This is a genomic window from Streptomyces sp. NPDC090798, from assembly GCF_044768965.1.
Taxonomy (GTDB): Bacteria; Actinomycetota; Actinomycetes; order Streptomycetales; family Streptomycetaceae; genus Streptomyces.
Genome location: NZ_JBIVXA010000011.1, coordinates 243,665 through 261,285, shown reverse-complemented (window position 1 = coordinate 261,285; position 17,621 = coordinate 243,665). Strand labels below are relative to the sequence as shown.

Here is a 17,621-nt window from a genome sequence, read left to right as displayed (position 1 = left end):
CTCAAGAGTCCGCGGCAGCCTTGTTCTCCGTGGCAGCCTTGTCCGGGATCCCGCCGACCTCACAGTTTGCCGGTGACGACTCCGCGCCGGGTCCATCCGGCGCCGAGCACCACGTTTCTCGGCCTTAAGGCTGGGATGCCATCCGCACGTCGGTGCAGCCGCGCTGTTTCGCGTCGTGGTCGGCGAACGCCTTCACCGCGGCTGCGGCGAATTGGGCGGAGTAGTGACGCACCGGGTAGGTGTCGGTGTCCCTGTCGTAGAGGCGGTACAGCACGAACACGGCAGGCTGCGTGGACTGGGGGCACTTCGCGGTGGCCCAGGAGTAATCGTTGTCCTTGTGGGTGGGGCCGTATCCCTCCTTGAGATTGCGACCCTCACTCGCAAGGAAGTCCTTGGCGGCGGCACCGTAGTAGGCATACAGGCCGTATCCAGGCTTGTTGGCTGGTGTGACGAGGTAACAGTTCACCTGCGGAGCCTGCGTATCCGCCGCATACTCCATGACCGAGGGCGTGCCGCTCTCCACCACCGTGGAAGCCTGCTCCCGGAGCGCGGCGCAGGAGCCCTGCGCCTGCGCCAGTGGTGTGACCGTACGGGGGTTACCGAGCGTGGGGGCGGACACCTGAGTGAGCTGCTTCCCGGCCCTCACCCGACACCCGTACTTGGCAGCTGCTTTCTGGGCGGTCTCCGTGATCACCCGCCCCAGCCCGGTGAGTGCGGGGCCGCTGTTCGTGCCGTTCGAGGCATGAAGATCACCGTATGCGACGAGAGCCTTGCCTCTCTGGTTCTTGCAGTCGAGCGCGACCATGACCTGCGGGAACCCCTGGTCGATGACGATGCCGGGCCAACCGTTGCCGAGCGGTGCGGCCTGGCCCTCGACTCCGTCGGTGTCGGAGTCGTACCGCGCGAGGGTGTCGGAGGGGGGCGTGTCGCTGCTCCAGCGCAGTTTGATCTGCAGGGTGCCGCCCCGCACGCCGGACTCAGTGGTCTTCACCGAGCACTGAGCCAGGTAGGCACCGCCGGAATCAAGTGATCCGGCCCGCAGCTGCGAGGAGCTCAGGGCGGCGTCGAGTCCGCCCTGAGCCAGCGTGCCGTCACAGGCCTGGTCCAGTGAGCGTTCGTTCCGCCAGGAGTCGTATGCCCAGGTGCTGTACAGCACCTGGGCCACGATGCCCAGGACGAGGATGAATGCCCCCGCGTACCAGCCTGCGTGTATCCGTCGGAGCCTGGAGTTGATCTGCATCGTGCTCATTCTGTCGAGGGCTGTTCCCCGCGGCGTTCAGCGGTCGCTACGAAGGGTGTTGAGCGTGTGATTGCGGCCGAAGTCGTACTGATCCTGACCTGCGTGCGCAAAGCGTGCCGCCGTCTGCGCAATCGGCCGACAGTCTCAGCGGCGCAGTTGGAGCGGCGCCTGCTGGCTCGGGAGTTCCGGGTCGCCGTACGCGCCCATGGGAGTGCCGGACGGATAGCGCGCACATTCGGCATACGCACGCACCCCGAGACGGTCACCGGGGTACGCCTCGACCGAGACGGTGTCATCGGTCCCCGGGGGCCGCATGCTCAGCTCGTTCCAGAACTTGCTCTCCTCGTAGGAGGTGACCTTCCACCCCTGCCGGACCAACTCGCCCTTCGCATGCCGAAGCGCTGCCTTCGCCTGCGCGGGGGAAACCCCCTTGAGCGCCCACTCACTGTCCACGTCGACCACGCCCGGAACGCTGGGCGGGGAGTCGCTCAACTGCTTGGACAGGTTGCTGAACCCCCGGTAGTAGCAGCTGGAACCGTCGGCCTCCACGCCGCCCCCGGGCCAGTTGTCGACCAGTTCCACATCGAACAGCCTCAGTGCGTCATAGACGCGCTGGGTGTGACCGTCCAGCCGCTGCGCCGTTGCCGCCGGGTCCGCCACCGGATACGGATCACCCTCCAGGAACCGGTCCAGCCCCGGGGCGACTCCCTGGGCGAGCCACACCACCCCACCGCACGCCACGACAGAGGCCAGCACCGCGGCCAAGACGCTGATCGCCTTGCGGCGCCCCCCGAAGCTGGTGTTTCTCTGTGTCATGTCCAGCATCGTCCGCGGCGGGCCGCACCACGAGCATGAGTACGTGTACTCAACCTCCGCCGACTCCCGACTCACCCCGGTTATGCGCACTTCGAGCTCGCTACGCTGTCTCGCCGAACGCTCAGAGCTTGAGCACTCCCCGCCAGGTCCATCCAGCACCGAGCACCACGTTCCGCAGAGGGTCCGTCATCTCCCGGGTGTCGAAGCGGAACGTCTCGACCTTGTGCCGGCGGCCGTCGGGGCCCTGCTTGGTCTCCCACTGCCGGTACACCGCGGGCGCGTGCCCTCGTCCGTACTGTGCACCGGCGTTGGCGGACGAACGGTGCTCCCACCGCTCGTCGACGAATCGCACCTCGCGCTTCTCCGGGAGCAGGCGCATCCTGGTCTTGAGGACCACGCTCACCTCCCGGATCCGGCACTCCGCCACCAGATCGGCCTGCTCCTTGGGGAGGGCGTTGCGCACGCGGAACGACACGTCCGTCCCGTTGATCGCGAGCAGCGCGGCCCGGACCTCCATGGCAGACAGCGATACGACACCACTGTCGGGGTACTTGGTGCCGGTCAGCTTGTCGAAAAAGCCCATCGGATCAACCTGCCTGAGTATGCGCGCGAAGGAGGCGAGTACGCCTCCCGAGGCCTCGGGAGGCCGTCGTTGATGGGGTTCGGCCGCTCCTCGCCTGGGAGCGCAGCCTGTGCCGGGCCCACGACGAGCTCTGGGACATGCTCCATTGGGTCACGGGCCTGTTCGCGATCGCCTGGGCCCTACTCCACCACCGGTCGATGCGGACCACCGCCCACGGCCGTGTCGCCCGTCCGCGCCGTATCAGAACTGCTCGATCTTCTGGCCGTCCGGAACCTGATAGCAGCCGGATACGACGAAGAAGTTGAGGTTCGGCGGATTGTCCTTGGCCTGGTAGATGATGTTGACACTGAATTTCTTCGCATCATTGTCGGCCGTGAGGCTGAGGTTCTTGTTCCGGCTACTGTCCGGCCCGTATTTGACAACCTCCCAGCCGTGCTTGGGAAGTTTTGACTTCAGCTGTTCCATCGCGCCCTCGAGCTGCTCGGACGAGGTCGGAGTGAAGGACCAGGAATGGAAGATCTGGAAGTATTTATCCGGGTCCTTCTTTCCGCACTCCTTGACTCCCGGCCCAGTATCGGATGCCTTCCCTTTGAGGCCGATCAGGTTGTACAGCTCGCTGGAAGTCTTCTTCGCGGCCTCGGCGGCGTCACTCGACGTGCTGACGCCGGAAAACGGGATGTCGTCTGATTTTTTGGTGTCAGTCATGCTGCATCCGGTGAGGGTCGCAAGGGCGATGGGCAGGGTAAGCGCGATTGCGCCCAGTTTCGTCTTCAAGTCGGGGACCTCGTTTGATCGAGCCGGGACACGGGCCGGTCTGTTGGTCGGGCAGCCATGTTTCCTACTTCACATGCGCCCAGGGGTCCGGCGGCGGCTTCAGCTCTACGTCGTCACCCTTTCCGACCACGACGCGGGCCTGGTTCCGCAGGCTGTCGGAGCCCGCATCCCAGTAACCGCTGTGGCCCTCGGTATCCGTGGTCATCTGGTTGGCACCGAAGCTCGGATCACTGGGAACGACCCAGCCATCCCCACCGTGGCCGAAACGACCGATGTCCGGAACAGGGTCTCCGTCGGCCTCCTCGTTCCACACGTGACCCGCGGGGACGTCCAGGTCCGTTGCGTGGGAAACCTTGACGCCGGGGCTGCCCGCGAGGACCACATCATCGGCGTTGAGCTGACCCGTCTGAGCCGCGGCGCCGACAAGGGTCGTTCCGTACGAGTGAGCGATCACGGTCCGGTGCGGATCCGAATCATCGGAATGCGACGCGTCAAGGCCGTCCATGAAGTCGCGGAATGCTGGTGCACCGTCATATGCGTAGTGTTCGAACGGCGAGTCTTTGACGAGATTCTGAGGTGCGTCGTAGCCGAGCCAGGTGATCGTAGAAACAGACTCGCCATGCGCCTCGGTATTGGCCACACGCCACAGGTCCGTCATTCGGCCGATATCGCCGTCGATTTTTCCCAGATTCGCTGTTGTGCCCGGCACATAAACCGCCTGATGATCAGCGGTGTCGGGATTCCCGTTGGCGACAATCGCCCGCCCATTGCCGTCTGCGTTGAACCCCAGCAGGTACGCCTCGGGCAGCCCACCATTCCCCGTCGCGTCGAAGCGGGTCTGGATCGACTCCATGCCCTTGAGGGATGTGGTGAGGTGATCGTACCGGTCCCCGTATTTGTTGTACCACTCCATCCATTCATCGGTATGCACCTTGGACGCGTAGCCCCCGCTGCTGATCCAGGTCCACTCGTTGACCGGCGGCGCCGGTATCGAATTCAGCTCTGTCTGCATCTTGCCCCGTGCCTCGTCGAACACGATGCGATTGGCCTCGTCCCGAACCGTGGCAGGTAGCCCGTCGAGCGCGCCCACGGAGTCGGGATGCATGGAGACCCACGCGGCCTGCTCCTCCGCACTGAGTCCCTTCCACCACCCCGCGTTGTCCTTAGGGCTGCCGTTCGTGGGTGGCTGAGGCAGCGAGTCGAGATACTTCTTGCCCGCCTCGCTCACACCCTTCGTGTCCGAGGAGGCGTCGGCCCAGTCCTTGTCGGAGACGGTCAGATCGTCGTCCGCCTTCAGCGCCCGCAGCTTCGGCGCCCACTTCTCGTCGGCCTCCGTCGCCTCCTTGAGGGCAGCGGCGATCTGGTCCGCGAGGTCCTGCGCGAGGCGGTGGTTGGGGTTGGGATCGAAGTTGGCCGACTGACGGCCCACCGCGGAGGCCGTGTCATCCGTCAGGCCGCTCACCGTGCCGCCTTCGGGGATCTTGCCGTCCTCGCCCTTCTCCCCACTCGGCGGATAGGTGATCGAGCCGTCGGCATTCACGGTGAGCTTCGCCGCCTGCGCGCCTTCGAGCGCCGCGTCGAGCTTGCTCTTGGCCGCTCCCACCTCGTACGAGAAGGCTTCGAGAGCCGTACCGACGAGACCGCATTCGACCTGGACGTAGTGGAAGTTCTTGCCCAGTTCCGTCAGCTGATTGACCGCCGCGGTCGCGGCCTCGCCTTTCAGGGAGTTCCTCATGGCCACGGCGATCTGGTTGTCCACACGGTCCTTGGCCGCGCTCGCCATGTCGGAGGTACTGCGGTATCCGTCAGCCGCTTCCGATAACTCGGCCGGCTTGAGGGCTTTGAGCGTTGCGAGGTCCATGACGTCTCGTTACCGCCCCTTGTCCTGTCCACCGAAGGTCTGCGTATCCGCGTACGCGACCTTCAGGTTGCCGATCTCGGCCTCGATCGCCTCATCGGTCTTCAGTTGGTCGTTGCCCGCCTTCTCCAGCAGACCCGAGAGCTTCCCGCAGCGCCCGCTCACACTCTTTACGTAGCGCTCCCACGAGTCGTAGACGTCCTTCTGAGCACCTACGGTCAGGCAGCCGGCATCGTCGCCAAGGCCCTTCTGCCCGTCCACCAACTTTCCGAGCGCCTTGCTAATGTCCTCACGGAGTGAACCGACGTCCTGGCCGGCCTTGGACCAGGCTGGCTTGTTCGAAACCAGCGTGCCGGTGTCACCACCCGGGTCAAGTGGTACGTGGTTGAGCTGCATCCGGGCGGCATGTCTCTCTGCCGCGTCAGTTTTGAGTTGCTCCCACTCCTCCCACGCCATGCGTGGTCCCTCCCCCGTGATTCGTCGTGCACCAAGAAGCTGATGTGAGCGTGCGACAGCGAAAGTGCGGTGATCGAGAAGTACCGTAGCGTCATTTCGTCGGCCCTCTCATCCGTGCCGATGACCATGCCGACTGAGTACCTGTACTCATCCATGCCTGGATTGGTCAGGTCTCGCCCTAGTCCCTGTGTGCCGGTAGAACCGTCGATCTACGCAGCGGAACGCCGACGCATGCCTGCGACAACGACTGCGACCGCACCGCCGAGCAGCACAACGGCGGTGATGCCCAGTGCGGTCCAGAGGACACTGCTACCGCCGCCCTTGGAGGAGGCCTCGGTTGCGGAGTTGTCGTCCTTTGCCAGAGCGCTTGTGCCCTTGGACTCGGAGGATGCCGGGGTCGCGGCTGTGAAGTCCGGGAGCGGGTACTTATCGGCAGGGCCGGGGTTGCCGGGGTTCTGCAGGGCGACGCGGGGGCGGATGATGCCGTAGCCGATGGAGTCGTTGCGCTTGGCGCCGTCCGTAGGGCCGCCGATGGTGTTGAGCAGGACCCGAAGGACCTGATTGTTGGTCCAGGTCGGATGCTTGGACCAGATGAGGGCGGCGCTGGCGGAAGCCAGGGCGGTGGCGTCGCTGGTGCCGTGGGAGCGGCACAAGCCCGTGCCGTTCGGGCATACGGAGTACATCTCTTCGCCAGGCGCGGCAATGTCGACCTGCGGGCCGTACTCGGACTCGGTGGTCTTGCGGAGGTCTTTGCCCACCGCGCCGACGCCGACCACGCCCGGCGTCGCGGCGGGATACTCCACCGGGTTTCCCTTGTCTTCGCTGCCGCTGTTTCCGACGCCGGCAAAGACCAGCGATCCCTTGTCCAGCGCGTACCTCACAGCGGCGGTGAGTTGCTCCGATCCTTCGGGCACCGCCATCGAGATGTTGATCACCTGTGCACCGGAGTCAACGGCGTAGCGAATCCCGCGGCTCACGGTCTCGCTGAACTCCTTGGTGTATCGGACGCCGTCCAATCCCCTGTCAGGTGTCCGTACCGGGAGAATCTTGGCTCCTGGTGCGAGGCCGAAAGTGCCAGCGCCTCCGTTGGCCTTGCCTGTGCCGGCAATCAGCAGGGCCATCCCGGTTCCATGCCCCTCGTAATCCGTGTGCTCGTCGCCGGGTGAGTCTGGTGCCTCGTCCATGCCAGGGAGTATCTGCCCCTTCAGGTCGTGCAAGTCGGCGTTCACGCCCGAGTCGATGACGGCCACGGTGATGCCCTTGCCCGTGCTGGTCTGCCACATCTGCTCGGCCTTCATGGCCGTGAGGTGCCACTCTCGCTCCCGGATGGACTCCGCGTGGGCGGGCGTGGCCGAAATGCCCACCAACAGCAGGCCCGCGGCTCCGGCGACGGCACTCCCAAGGCGGGCGTTCCTTATCGTGCTGGCAGGCATCTGCTTCCTCTGGGTCTCATGTGCAGGGTCGGTCGACTTCTGGTGGCTAGGTCTCCAAGCGGCCATTCCGCTGTCCGGTCTCCTGCTCCTCGGTTCGGCTGCCGGGTCTCTTGTCCTGCTCGTTATTCCGTCTCGGCGAGTTCGATGTCCGGGAACCGTTCGGCGGCGCGCCCGTACGCCCGACAACGCTCGCCGTGGTCGTAGCGCCATCGGAGTCCTGGTTTCGCACCAATCCCGAGCCACCCCGGGTGAACAGCCCGGTTCCCGAGCGTTTCTGCGGCTGTGGGCGGCCGCCCACTACGCCGCTCTCCGGACCGGTTCCCGTGCCCCGCGGCTCAGGTGTCACGCGCTGTCCATTACGCGCTCCACCGGCACCGGCAGGGGGCTTTGGGCCACTAGCACCGCGTCCAGGCGTGCTGGGTGTTTCACCCCCCACGACGGTGCCGCGCGGCAGCCCACGGGCGGGCCGAGCAGCAGCCGGTGCCGGGACCGGTGACGTGGGACGGCCACCGACAATGCCGTTACTGCCCGGCACCCGCCCTGGAGTTGCGGCTGTCACCCCGCGTCCCGGGGGGACTGCAGGACGACCTCCGACTGTCGGACGTGCCGTGCCTGTCGGGCTCCCCGGCTCGGCCACACCTCCGATACCCCGTACGCCTCGGGAGACCGGTCCCGCCGGTCCACGCCTGGGCTGAACCGAAGGGCGGCCAGCGGCCGTCGCGCGCTCCGGCCCCGTCAGGCGTGCGGGCGAACCCGGCACGCCACTCGGCATCGGCGGAATCGTCCCCGTGGGCGGCGAACCACCGACGTCAGCCCTGCCACCGCTCGGCGGGCCGGCCGGACTCACGGGAGGTGCTGAGGGCGTTTGCGGCAGCGCCTGCGTCCCGTCGATCTTCACGCCCACATGGTCCGAGGTTTCGGGGCGCGATCGTTCAACTGTCCCAAGCGAGCCGGATTCATCGCTTATCCCTCCTCCGCGCGCAGTGGCTTCGGCAGCAGTGCTCGGCGCCCCGGAGGAGAGCGAGGCGGGAACCGTGTGTCTGCTTGTTGGCGTGCCGGTGGCACCGCCTCCGGTCGACACGACTTCGTTTGACCAGACACTGTCCGGATCAGGCTGAATCGCCTTCGGCGGCGGCGGAAACTTAGGCCTCTCCAACCCGTCCAGCTGCGTGGCCGACAGCGAGTACGTCTGTCCCAGCTTGCGCATCTGCGCGGCCGCCTCCTGCCGCACCTTCTCCTTGTCCGCCGCCAGCGCCGCGAGCTCGCTCGCGGACTTGCGGCTCACCGCCGCCGCGTCCGGGTCGTTGTGTGCCGCTTGGGCCGCGTCCAGGTTCGCCTGTGCGCCGGCCTTGTCGCGCGGGATGGACGCCTGGGCTGTAGCGATCGCTCCCGAGGCCTCGCCCAGCCACTTCGCGGCGCCCTCGCTGAAGTCGCCAAGGCTCAGGGTCGAGTTGGCCAGGTCCCCGCTCCATGTGCGGAACGCGTCCGCGCCCTCGCCCTTCCACTCCACGTACTGCGGACGGACCTTGAGCTCCTCCGCGATCTTGCGGATCTCCTTGGCCGCGGCGCTCAGCCGGTCGGCCGCGCCCTGCACCGTCCCCGCGTTCGCCTGGTCCAGCCACGCGAGCATCTGTTCGTGGCTCATGTCCTCGAAGGACGTACCGCCGCCGGTTCCCTTGCCGGACATCAGATCGTGCCTCCCGAGTCGCCGCCCGAAGGTGTCTGGTCCGGCTTCGGCTCGGTGCCGCCCTCGTGGGTCTTCTTCGGCAGCGCGGGGTCGTAGCTCCCCCCGTAGTGCTTCGTCGTCTCCGCGCTGATCGCCGTCATACGGTCGCGGATGTCCAGGTCGATGTTCTGGTAGCCCTTGTGGGAGGCCAGCACGGCGATACCCATGCCTTCCATCGAGTCGGACAGCAGTTTGGACAGGTTCTCCAGCTCGGTGATCACCGTCTCGTACGAGGTGAAAAGGCCGGACGCCTCCGCCCACGCCCCGCTTCCGCCACCGAACTGGTGCCGTGCGAGCTGCTCCTGGCCCACCTCGCCCGGTCCCGCCGCCGAACCCTTGAGGTCGCGGATCAGGTCGTCGACGCGCTTCTGGAACTTCGTGAACGACGACAACTCGGTGACCACATCACCGATCGCGCTCTGCGCCGCGTCGAACACGCCCGACGCCCACGACGACGGTCCAGGCGCCGCCCCACTATCGCTCGGCAACACAATCTCTCCCCCGTACAGCCAAAACAGCCGAAGCTTCACCAGCAACTCTAGCTATCGGCTGTGACAGTCCACAGACAGCCTCTGGCGGAGAGTGAACGGAATCGGGCCATTCCGAGGGGCGGCTCGGCCAGTCGCCGAGGCCGGTGAGGAAGAGCATGGCTCCACTCAACCCCGATACAGGAAACGGCACATGAGTGTCCGTACTCAGATGGGGGAGCGGGAGTATCCAGGCGCTCCAGTGGGTCAGCCGTCCCACGCGAGACCGTCCGGGCCGAATTCGGTCTCGCATCACCGAAGCACGGCGGAGCGTGCTCCGGTGCGACCGGCGGTCTTCCCCAAGAAACACGAGGAGAAAGAAACCCCACCGAGCCCCACCCCTCCCGCCCGCCGAAACGGCGACCACCGCGCAAACTCACTCCCGCGAGTGAATATGCCCAACTCGAGTGGATTCGGGACCAGTTGCCTGCCTTACGCTCAGCACGGCACAGCACAACCGCAGACATGCGACGGCCCCCGCCGGGACTGCAATCCCAGTGCGAGGGCCTGACCACCGAGGAAGAAGAGAGCTTCCCGATGGATACCCAGAACCCTAGCGCGCCCCAGCGCGCCCAGTCCCGTATCGCGGGCAAAAACCACCCCCACCAGAACGCTCACGCCCGGCCCGCCGGCGTCATCCACGACAACACCCGCCGCACCACCCGCTTCACGGTGATCGGCAACCACCTCGCCCAGCACCCGGAGCTCTCAGGACTCGCGATCGGGCTGGCCGTCCACATCCAGTCGCTCCCCCACCGGCGCCCGCGTCGACATCAAGACCCTCGCCGCCCGCTTCCCCGAAAGCCCCACCCGTATCGCCGCCGCCCTGCGCGAGCTCGAAACCCACGGCTACCTCCGCCGCACCCGCGAACGCACCCCCGGCGGCCGGATCGTCACCCGCACGATCTCCTGCAACCAGCCCGGACACCACGGAACGGCAGCCGACACATCCAGCAGGCCCACCCGACGCCCTGCCCCGGACAAACGCCCGCCCCGCAAGCTCCTCCCCACCGTGCCCCGGCCCCCGCTACGCCACTCGCAAGGACTTCGTGTACGGCGAAGACGTGACGATCACCGCGTGGACGATTTCCACCGCGGACCTGCCCCGGTACCAGAGCCAGTAGGCCGGACAGCGCGGCGGCGAAGGCTTTCCGCTGCTCCGCCTGGAGCACTCCCGCGCGACACCTCACCCCCGCCCGACGACGCTGAACGCATGGCAGAAGAGACCGTCACGCTCCCTGAGCGGCCCGAGCAGCCCCTTCCCCTTGTTCGGGACTGGCCCGCCGGTGAGCTCAACGCCACCGAGTTCGAGCCGGTACTCGCGGAGTTGATGCGGGAGGGGCCGCTGACGCGGATCCGGCTTCCGTACGGGGAGGGCTGGGCGTGGCTGGCGACGCGCTACGACGACGTGAAGATGATCACGAACGATCCCCGGTTCAGCCGGCGGGAGGCCTCCGTCCGGCAGGTCACGCGACTGGCGCCGCACTTCGCGCCGCGGCCCGGGGCCCTGGCCTGGGCCGATCAGCCCGACCACAACCGGCTCCGGCACGCCGTCTCGAACGCCTACACCGTGAGCGCCGTGAAGCGCCTGCGCCCCCGGGCCCAGGAGATGCTCGACGCCCTGGTGGACGGGATGGTGGCGGACGGCCCCCCGGCGGACCTGATCGAGCGGATCCTCGAGCCCTTCCCGATCAACGTTGTCTGCGAGGTCATGGGCGTACCCGTCGACGAGCGGCGGAAGTTGCACGACTGGACGCGGGAGATCATCAGCACGGCGGGCGGCGCCGAGGCCTCGGAGCGTGCCAAGAAAGGGCTCTTCGGGTGGATCGGAGAGGCCGTCCGCGAGCGCCGCGACAGCGAGGGCGACGGTGCCAGCGAGGACGTGCTGTCCCTGCTCGGTGGTGCCGTGCGGCGGGGCGAGCTCGGCCTGGAGGAGGCGATCAGTGTCGCCGGGCCGCTCCAGATCGGCGGCGAGGCCATCACCAACAACACTGGCCAGATGTTCTACCTCCTCCTCACCCGGCCCGACCTGCTGGAACGCTTCCGCGACGACCCCGCGTCCCGCCCGGCGGCCATCGAGGAACTCCTGCGCCACATCCCCCACCGCGCCGCCGTCGGTCTGCCCCGCATCGCCACGGAGGACGTCGACATCCGCGGCACCCTCGTCAGCGCCGGCGACGCCGTCTATGTCTCCTACCTGGCCGCCAACCGCGACCCGGACGTCTTCCCCGACCCCGACCGGATCGACCTCGACCGGGACGCGAGCGCCCATGTGTCGTTCGGCAACGGGCCGCACTTCTGCACGGGCGCCGTCTTCTCCCGTATGCAGATCGAGCTGCTGATCGACACCCTGCTCGAACGCCTGCCCGGGCTGCGCCTCGCCGTGCCCGCCGATCAGGTCCCCTTCCGGCAGCGCACGATGATCCGCGGACCGGTGGCCCTGCCGGTCGCCTGGTGACGCCTCGGTCCACGCGCTGACTCTCCGGCGGCCCCAGGGCGGGACCGAGGCCGGGTCACGGCCCGTCACCTCGGCGGTGATCGTCCGCTACGCGTCGATGATCTCCCGCATCAGCTCGACGCCGTCGCCGTCCGGCAGGCTGGTGTCACCGTTTCCGCGCATCCCGAGGGTGACGACGCCCTCGAAGTCCTGGCTGGTCATCCGGCGGATCCCGTCGCACCAGTACGCCTCGAGCGCGTCGGCGTTGCGGCGCGACGACCACTCCCCCGTACCGCCGTACGGGTCATGGCCGGGCGTGATCCGTCCTCGGCGAAGGCGCGGCCCCACACCGCCGGCCACAGGTGGTTCGCCTTTGTTCGCCTTCTTCACCGCGGGGGTGCCCGGGGTGTGCCGTCCCGGCCGCGCGTGGAGCCCGTCGCGGTGGACCGGGCGTACGTCGTCCCACCAGTACCAGGGCGAGACGCCGATGCCGTACGAGATGTCGTACGCGCCGAAGATCGTGCCACGGGGTTCGCTGCCCGCGATGACGAAGGTCCGGTCGACGCCGGGCATCGGCCGCTCCCACGACGGTCTGCGGGGAGGTCTGCCTTCATCGGCTGGCCAAGGCCCTCATCGGCAAAGATCCTCGGCGGTGCCGGCCACAGCCGGGCCGAGTCCCGCCGGAAGGTGGGCCACGACCAGGGCGACGGCCGCCTCCGCCGTGTCGGTCTCGCCGAGGAGGGTCCCGACGCGTGGCACGAAGACCCGGAAGCGCCCGTCGTCCCGAGGCAGGACGCTCGGCGCCCGCAGCACGTACGGATACCGGGTACAGCTACTCAGATGCAGGGCGAAATGGCTGTTGTACGGATACAGCTGCCGCAGTGTCCGTTCCGCGCCGGCCACCTCGATGAGGTGCACGATGCCCGGGTAGCCCACCCCTGGCCGGAGCACCTCCTGCCGTTCGCGACGCCACTGCCACACCAGCGCCAGCTGCCGCCACTTCGACTCCACGGCATCGGCCGGGCCACGCCGATGCGCCGCCGCCATGTCCGGAAGAACCGGCTTCGCCGGCAGCGGCCGACGTCCCACCATGCCCAGGTCATTGGAATCCACGCACGCAGTGTGCGCGATGGGCACGGCAAAGGGGCCCGTACGACCGAAGTCGTACGGGCCCCTTCAAGGAGCTCGCGAGGAGCTACCAGGCTGTCAAGCCAACAAGGACTTACTTGTTGATCTTGGTGACCTGGCCGGCGCCCACGGTCCGGCCACCCTCACGGATGGCGAACTTCAGGCCCTCCTCCATGGCGACGGGCTGGATGAGCGAAACGGTCATCTCAGTGTTGTCGCCCGGCATGACCATCTCGGTGCCCTCGGGGAGGGTCACAACGCCGGTCACGTCCGTCGTACGGAAGTAGAACTGCGGACGGTAGTTGTTGAAGAACGGCGTGTGGCGGCCACCCTCGTCCTTGGACAGGATGTAAGCCTGGGCCTCGAACTCGGTGTGCGGCGTGACCGAACCGGGCTTGATGATGACCTGGCCGCGCTCGACGTCCTCGCGCTTGATGCCACGGAGGAGCAGACCGACGTTCTCACCGGCCTGGCCCTCGTCGAGCAGCTTGCGGAACATCTCGATGCCGGTGACCGTGGTGGTGGTCTTCTCCTGCTTGATGCCCACGATGTCGACGGTCTCGTTGACCTTGAGGACACCACGCTCGATACGACCGGTGACGACGGTGCCACGACCGGTGATCGTGAAGACGTCCTCGATCGGCATCAGGAACGGCTTGTCGACGTCACGCTCGGGCTGCGGGATGTTCTCGTCGACGGCCTGCATCAGGTCGAGGACGGTCTGGCCCCACTCCTTGTCGCCCTCAAGGGCCTTGAGCGCCGAGACCTTGACGACCGGCAGGTCGTCGCCCGGGAACTCGTACTCGGAGAGCAGCTCGCGAACCTCGAGCTCGACGAGCTCCAGGATCTCCTCGTCGTCCACCATGTCGGCCTTGTTCAGGGCGACGACGATGTAGGGAACGCCGACCTGGCGGGCCAGGAGCACGTGCTCCTTGGTCTGCGGCATCGGGCCGTCGGTGGCGGCGACCACGAGGATGGCGCCGTCCATCTGCGCCGCACCCGTGATCATGTTCTTGATGTAGTCCGCGTGACCGGGGCAGTCGACGTGGGCGTAGTGACGCGTCTCGGTCTGGTACTCGACGTGCGCGATCGAGATCGTGATACCGCGCTGGCGCTCCTCAGGAGCCTTGTCGATCTGGTCGAAGGCCGAGGCCTCGTTCAGGTCCGGGTACGCGTCGTGCAGCACCTTGGTAATGGCGGCCGTGAGGGTCGTCTTACCGTGGTCGATGTGACCGATGGTGCCGATGTTGACGTGCGGCTTAGTCCGCTCGAACTTCGCCTTCGCCACTGGGTCCTCCTGTGGAGTGGTTCTGGTACGCCTTACTCATCGGCGCCAGGTGATCTTTGCTGGGATGCCGCCCGCCGGGGTTCTGCCCTCCCGGGTGAGCCCCGGCGGTCGGTGTCAAGCCTAAAGCGTGTAAACGGTGTGTGTTACTCGCCCTTGGCCTTCGCGATGATCTCCTCGGCGACGTTCCGGGGAACCTCGGCGTAGGAGTCGAACTGCATCGAGTAGCTTGCGCGACCCGAGGTCTTGCTGCGGAGGTCGCCGACGTAGCCGAACATCTCCGAGAGAGGCACGAGGCCCTTGACGATCCGGGCGCCCATACGCTCCTCCATGGCCTGGATCTGACCACGGCGGGAGTTGATGTCGCCGATGACCTCACCCATGTAGTCCTCGGGCGTGGTGACCTCGACGGCCATCATCGGCTCGAGCAGCACGGGGCTGGCCTTGCGCGCGGCCTCCTTGAAGGCCTGCGAACCGGCGATCTTGAACGCGAGCTCGGAGGAGTCGACCTCGTGGTAGCCACCGTCGAGAAGAATGACGCGGACGCCCGTCATCTCGTAGCCGGCCAGGATGCCGAACTGCATGGCCTCCTGCGCACCCGCGTCGACCGAAGGGATGTACTCCTTCGGGATGCGGCCACCGGTGACCTTGTTCACGAACTCGTACGAGGCGTCGCCGCCCTCGATCGGCTCGATCGCGATCTGCACCTTGGCGAACTGACCGGTACCACCGGTCTGCTTCTTGTGCGTGTAGTCGTGACGCTCGACGGCCTTGCGGATCGTCTCGCGGTACGCGACCTGCGGCTTGCCGACGTTGGCCTCGACCTTGAACTCACGGCGCATACGGTCGACCAGCACCTCGAGGTGCAGCTCGCCCATACCACCGATGATGGTCTGGCCGGTCTCCTCGTCCGAGTGAACCTGGAAGGAGGGGTCCTCCTCCGCGAGACGCTGGATGGCAACACCCAGCTTCTCCTGGTCACCCTTGGACTTGGGCTCGATGGCGACCTGAATGACCGGCGCCGGGAAGTCCATGGACTCCAGGATCACCGGGTTCTTGTCGTCGGACAGCGTCTCACCGGTGGTGGTCTGCTTCAGGCCCATGACGGCGACGATGTCACCGGCGCCCACCGACTCGATCTCCTCACGCTTGTTCGCGTGCATACGGTAGATCTTGCCGATGCGCTCCTTCTTGCCCTTGACGGAGTTCAGCACGGCGCTGCCGGACTCCAGGCGGCCCGAGTACACCCGGACGAAGGTGAGCTTACCCAGGTGCGGGTCGCTCATGATCTTGAACGCGAGGGCGGAGAGCGGCTCGTCGTCGGACGGCTTGCGCTTGACGACCAGCTCCGGGTCCTTCACGTCGTGGCCCTCGATGGCCTCGACGTCGATCGGAGTCGGCAGGTAGCGCACCACCGCGTCGAGCAGGGGCTGAACGCCCTTGTTCTTGAACGCGGTACCGCAGAACACGGGGGTGACCGTGACGTCGCTGGACTTGCCGGACGCGATGGTGACGCGACGGATCGCGGCGTACAGCTGCTCCTCGGTGGGCTCCTGGCCCTCCAGGAACAGCTCCATGATCTCGTCGTCGTGCTCCGCGACGGTCTCGACCAGCTTGCCGCGGTACTCCTCGGCAGCCTCGGCGTGCGTGGCCGGGATGTCGACGACGTCGTACATCTCGCCCTTGGCGGCCTCGGCGGACCACACGAGCGCCTTCATGCGGACCAGGTCCACAACGCCCTTGAAGTCCATCTCGGCACCGATCGGCAGCTGCATGATGATCGGAACGGCGCCAAGCCGGTCCTTGATCATGTCCACGCAGCGGTGGAACTCGGCGCCGGTGCGGTCAAGCTTGTTCACGAAGCAGATGCGCGGCACGCCGTAACGGTCGGCCTGACGCCACACCGTCTCGGACTGCGGCTCGACACCGGCGACACCGTCGAACACCGTGACGGCACCGTCGAGGACGCGCAGCGAGCGCTCCACCTCGACCGTGAAGTCGACGTGCCCCGGGGTGTCGATGATGTTGATCGTGTAGTCGTTGTCCTCGAGCGGCCAGTGACAGGTGGTGGCAGCAGAGGTGATCGTGATGCCACGCTCCTGCTCCTGCTCCATCCAGTCCATGGTGGCAGCGCCGTCGTGGACCTCACCGATCTTGTAGCTGACGCCGGTGTAGAAGAGGATCCGCTCGGTGGTGGTCGTCTTGCCCGCGTCGATGTGGGCCATGATCCCGATGTTGCGGACCCTGGCCAGGTCAAGTGAAGTGGTAGCCATAAGGCTTCGGTCTTCTCTCGGTCTCGATGGGGGTAGCGACTACCAGCGGTAGTGCGCGAAGGCCTTGTTGGACTCGGCCATCTTGTGGGTGTCCTCGCGCTTCTTCACAGCGGCACCGAGGCCGTTGGAGGCGTCGAGAAGCTCGTTGAGCAGACGCTCGGTCATGGTCTTCTCGCGACGGGCGCGGGAGTAACCGACGAGCCAGCGCAGCGCGAGCGTGTTGGCGCGACCGGGCTTGACCTCGATCGGAACCTGGTACGTCGCACCACCGACACGGCGGGACTTGACCTCGAGGGTCGGCTTGATGTTCTCCAGCGCGCGCTTCAGCGTGATGATCGGGTCGTTGCCCGTCTTCTCACGCAGACCCTCCATGGCGCCGTAGACGATGCGCTCGGCGGTGGAGCGCTTGCCGTTCAGCAGCACCTTGTTGATGAGGGAGGTCACCAGAGGGGAACCGTAGACCGGGTCGATGATGACCGGGCGCTTCGGGGCGGGGCCCTTACGAGGCATTTCTACTTCTCCTTCTTGGCGCCGTAGCGGCTGCGGGCCTGCTTGCGGTTCTTCACACCCTGGGTGTCAAGGGAACCGCGGATGATCTTGTAGCGAACACCCGGCAGGTCCTTCACACGGCCACCACGCACGAGCACGATGGAGTGCTCCTGCAGGTTGTGTCCCTCACCCGGAATGTAAGCGGTGACCTCGATCCCGCTGGTCAGACGCACACGCGCGACCTTACGCAGGGCCGAGTTCGGCTTCTTCGGGGTGGTCGTGAACACACGCGTGCAGACGCCGCGACGCTGGGGCGAACCCTCAAGTGCGGGCGTCTTGTTCTTCTCGACCTTGTCCTGCCGGCCCTTCCGGACCAGCTGCTGGATCGTAGGCACTACTTCTCCGGTTTCTGTGTGCCGAATGGTGAAGCTAACCTGAAACATCTCCGACCCACGCGGTCGGGTGTGTCGAATGCTGCAGACTCCCGCCGCGAGGCGAAAAGGGCGCAGATTACGGTGGCCGGTTACGGCTCGCCTTGCGGTTTGAAGGCACGCACGCGAGCCAGGGCACACCCCAGGCACAAGGTCTGAGCGTAC

At 66.7% G+C, this 17,621-nt stretch carries 14 protein-coding genes and 1 pseudogene; 1 reads left to right on the top strand and 14 read right to left on the bottom strand.

Features of this window, described 5'->3' with window-relative positions; genetic code table 11:
- Positions 1-124 precede the first annotated feature (124 nt).
- The 8 genes from ACIQTP_RS25020 to ACIQTP_RS24985 form a co-directional block, all read right to left on the bottom strand.
- Positions 125-1,240, bottom strand: a complete 1,116-nt coding sequence (locus ACIQTP_RS25020) for a hypothetical protein (RefSeq protein ID WP_403403265.1) — start codon at positions 1,238-1,240, stop codon at positions 125-127.
- A 144-nt stretch (positions 1,241-1,384) separates the two neighbouring features.
- Positions 1,385-2,056 (bottom strand): hypothetical protein, encoded by a 672-nt coding sequence (locus ACIQTP_RS25015; RefSeq protein WP_403403262.1) that lies wholly within the window; start codon positions 2,054-2,056, stop codon positions 1,385-1,387.
- Positions 2,057-2,177: 121 nt separating this feature from the next.
- Positions 2,178-2,639 (bottom strand): hypothetical protein, encoded by a 462-nt coding sequence (locus tag ACIQTP_RS25010; RefSeq protein ID WP_403403259.1) that lies wholly within the window; start codon positions 2,637-2,639, stop codon positions 2,178-2,180.
- A gap of 240 nt (positions 2,640-2,879) precedes the next feature.
- The gene (locus ACIQTP_RS25005; RefSeq protein WP_403403256.1) at positions 2,880-3,413 is read right to left on the bottom strand and encodes a hypothetical protein; all 534 of its coding nucleotides are present in this window, start codon (positions 3,411-3,413) and stop codon (positions 2,880-2,882) included.
- Between the two features lie 64 nt (positions 3,414-3,477).
- Positions 3,478-5,274, bottom strand: a complete 1,797-nt coding sequence (locus tag ACIQTP_RS25000; RefSeq protein ID WP_403403253.1) for an alpha/beta hydrolase — start codon at positions 5,272-5,274, stop codon at positions 3,478-3,480.
- A 9-nt stretch (positions 5,275-5,283) separates the two neighbouring features.
- Positions 5,284-5,727, bottom strand: coding sequence for a hypothetical protein (locus ACIQTP_RS24995; protein WP_403403250.1), 444 nt, complete (start codon positions 5,725-5,727; stop codon positions 5,284-5,286).
- A 209-nt stretch (positions 5,728-5,936) separates the two neighbouring features.
- A complete protein-coding gene (mycP, locus tag ACIQTP_RS24990; protein WP_403403247.1) occupies positions 5,937-7,160 on the bottom strand; it encodes a type VII secretion-associated serine protease mycosin in 1,224 nt (407 codons plus the stop codon).
- Between the two features lie 1,686 nt (positions 7,161-8,846).
- Complete coding sequence (locus tag ACIQTP_RS24985) at positions 8,847-9,323, bottom strand: hypothetical protein (RefSeq protein ID WP_403403245.1); 477 nt, start codon at positions 9,321-9,323, stop codon at positions 8,847-8,849.
- A gap of 1,303 nt (positions 9,324-10,626) precedes the next feature.
- On the opposite strand from ACIQTP_RS24985, the gene ACIQTP_RS24980 reads away from it, so the two are divergent.
- On the top strand, positions 10,627-11,871 hold the full coding sequence (locus ACIQTP_RS24980; protein ID WP_403403243.1) for a cytochrome P450: 1,245 nt from the start codon (positions 10,627-10,629) through the stop codon (positions 11,869-11,871).
- Positions 11,872-11,961: 90 nt separating this feature from the next.
- Here the strand turns inward: ACIQTP_RS24980 and ACIQTP_RS24975 are convergent.
- The 6 genes and pseudogenes from ACIQTP_RS24975 to rpsL form a co-directional block, all read right to left on the bottom strand.
- Positions 11,962-12,457: pseudogene (locus tag ACIQTP_RS24975) on the bottom strand (glycosyl hydrolase 115 family protein); the annotation flags it as partial.
- 23 nt (positions 12,458-12,480) lie between these two features.
- Positions 12,481-12,963, bottom strand: coding sequence for a DUF6193 family natural product biosynthesis protein (locus ACIQTP_RS24970; protein ID WP_403403240.1), 483 nt, complete (start codon positions 12,961-12,963; stop codon positions 12,481-12,483).
- 109 nt (positions 12,964-13,072) lie between these two features.
- Positions 13,073-14,266, bottom strand: a complete 1,194-nt coding sequence (tuf, locus tag ACIQTP_RS24965) for an elongation factor Tu (protein ID WP_402034648.1) — start codon at positions 14,264-14,266, stop codon at positions 13,073-13,075.
- A 143-nt stretch (positions 14,267-14,409) separates the two neighbouring features.
- Complete coding sequence (gene fusA / locus ACIQTP_RS24960) at positions 14,410-16,536, bottom strand: elongation factor G (protein ID WP_075028533.1); 2,127 nt, start codon at positions 16,534-16,536, stop codon at positions 14,410-14,412.
- A 39-nt stretch (positions 16,537-16,575) separates the two neighbouring features.
- Positions 16,576-17,046, bottom strand: coding sequence for a 30S ribosomal protein S7 (rpsG, locus tag ACIQTP_RS24955; protein ID WP_003992340.1), 471 nt, complete (start codon positions 17,044-17,046; stop codon positions 16,576-16,578).
- 2 nt (positions 17,047-17,048) lie between these two features.
- Positions 17,049-17,420: a 30S ribosomal protein S12 gene (gene rpsL, locus ACIQTP_RS24950; RefSeq protein ID WP_003948652.1), complete on the bottom strand. Its 372-nt coding sequence runs from the start codon at positions 17,418-17,420 to the stop codon at positions 17,049-17,051.
- Positions 17,421-17,621: the final 201 nt, after the last annotated feature.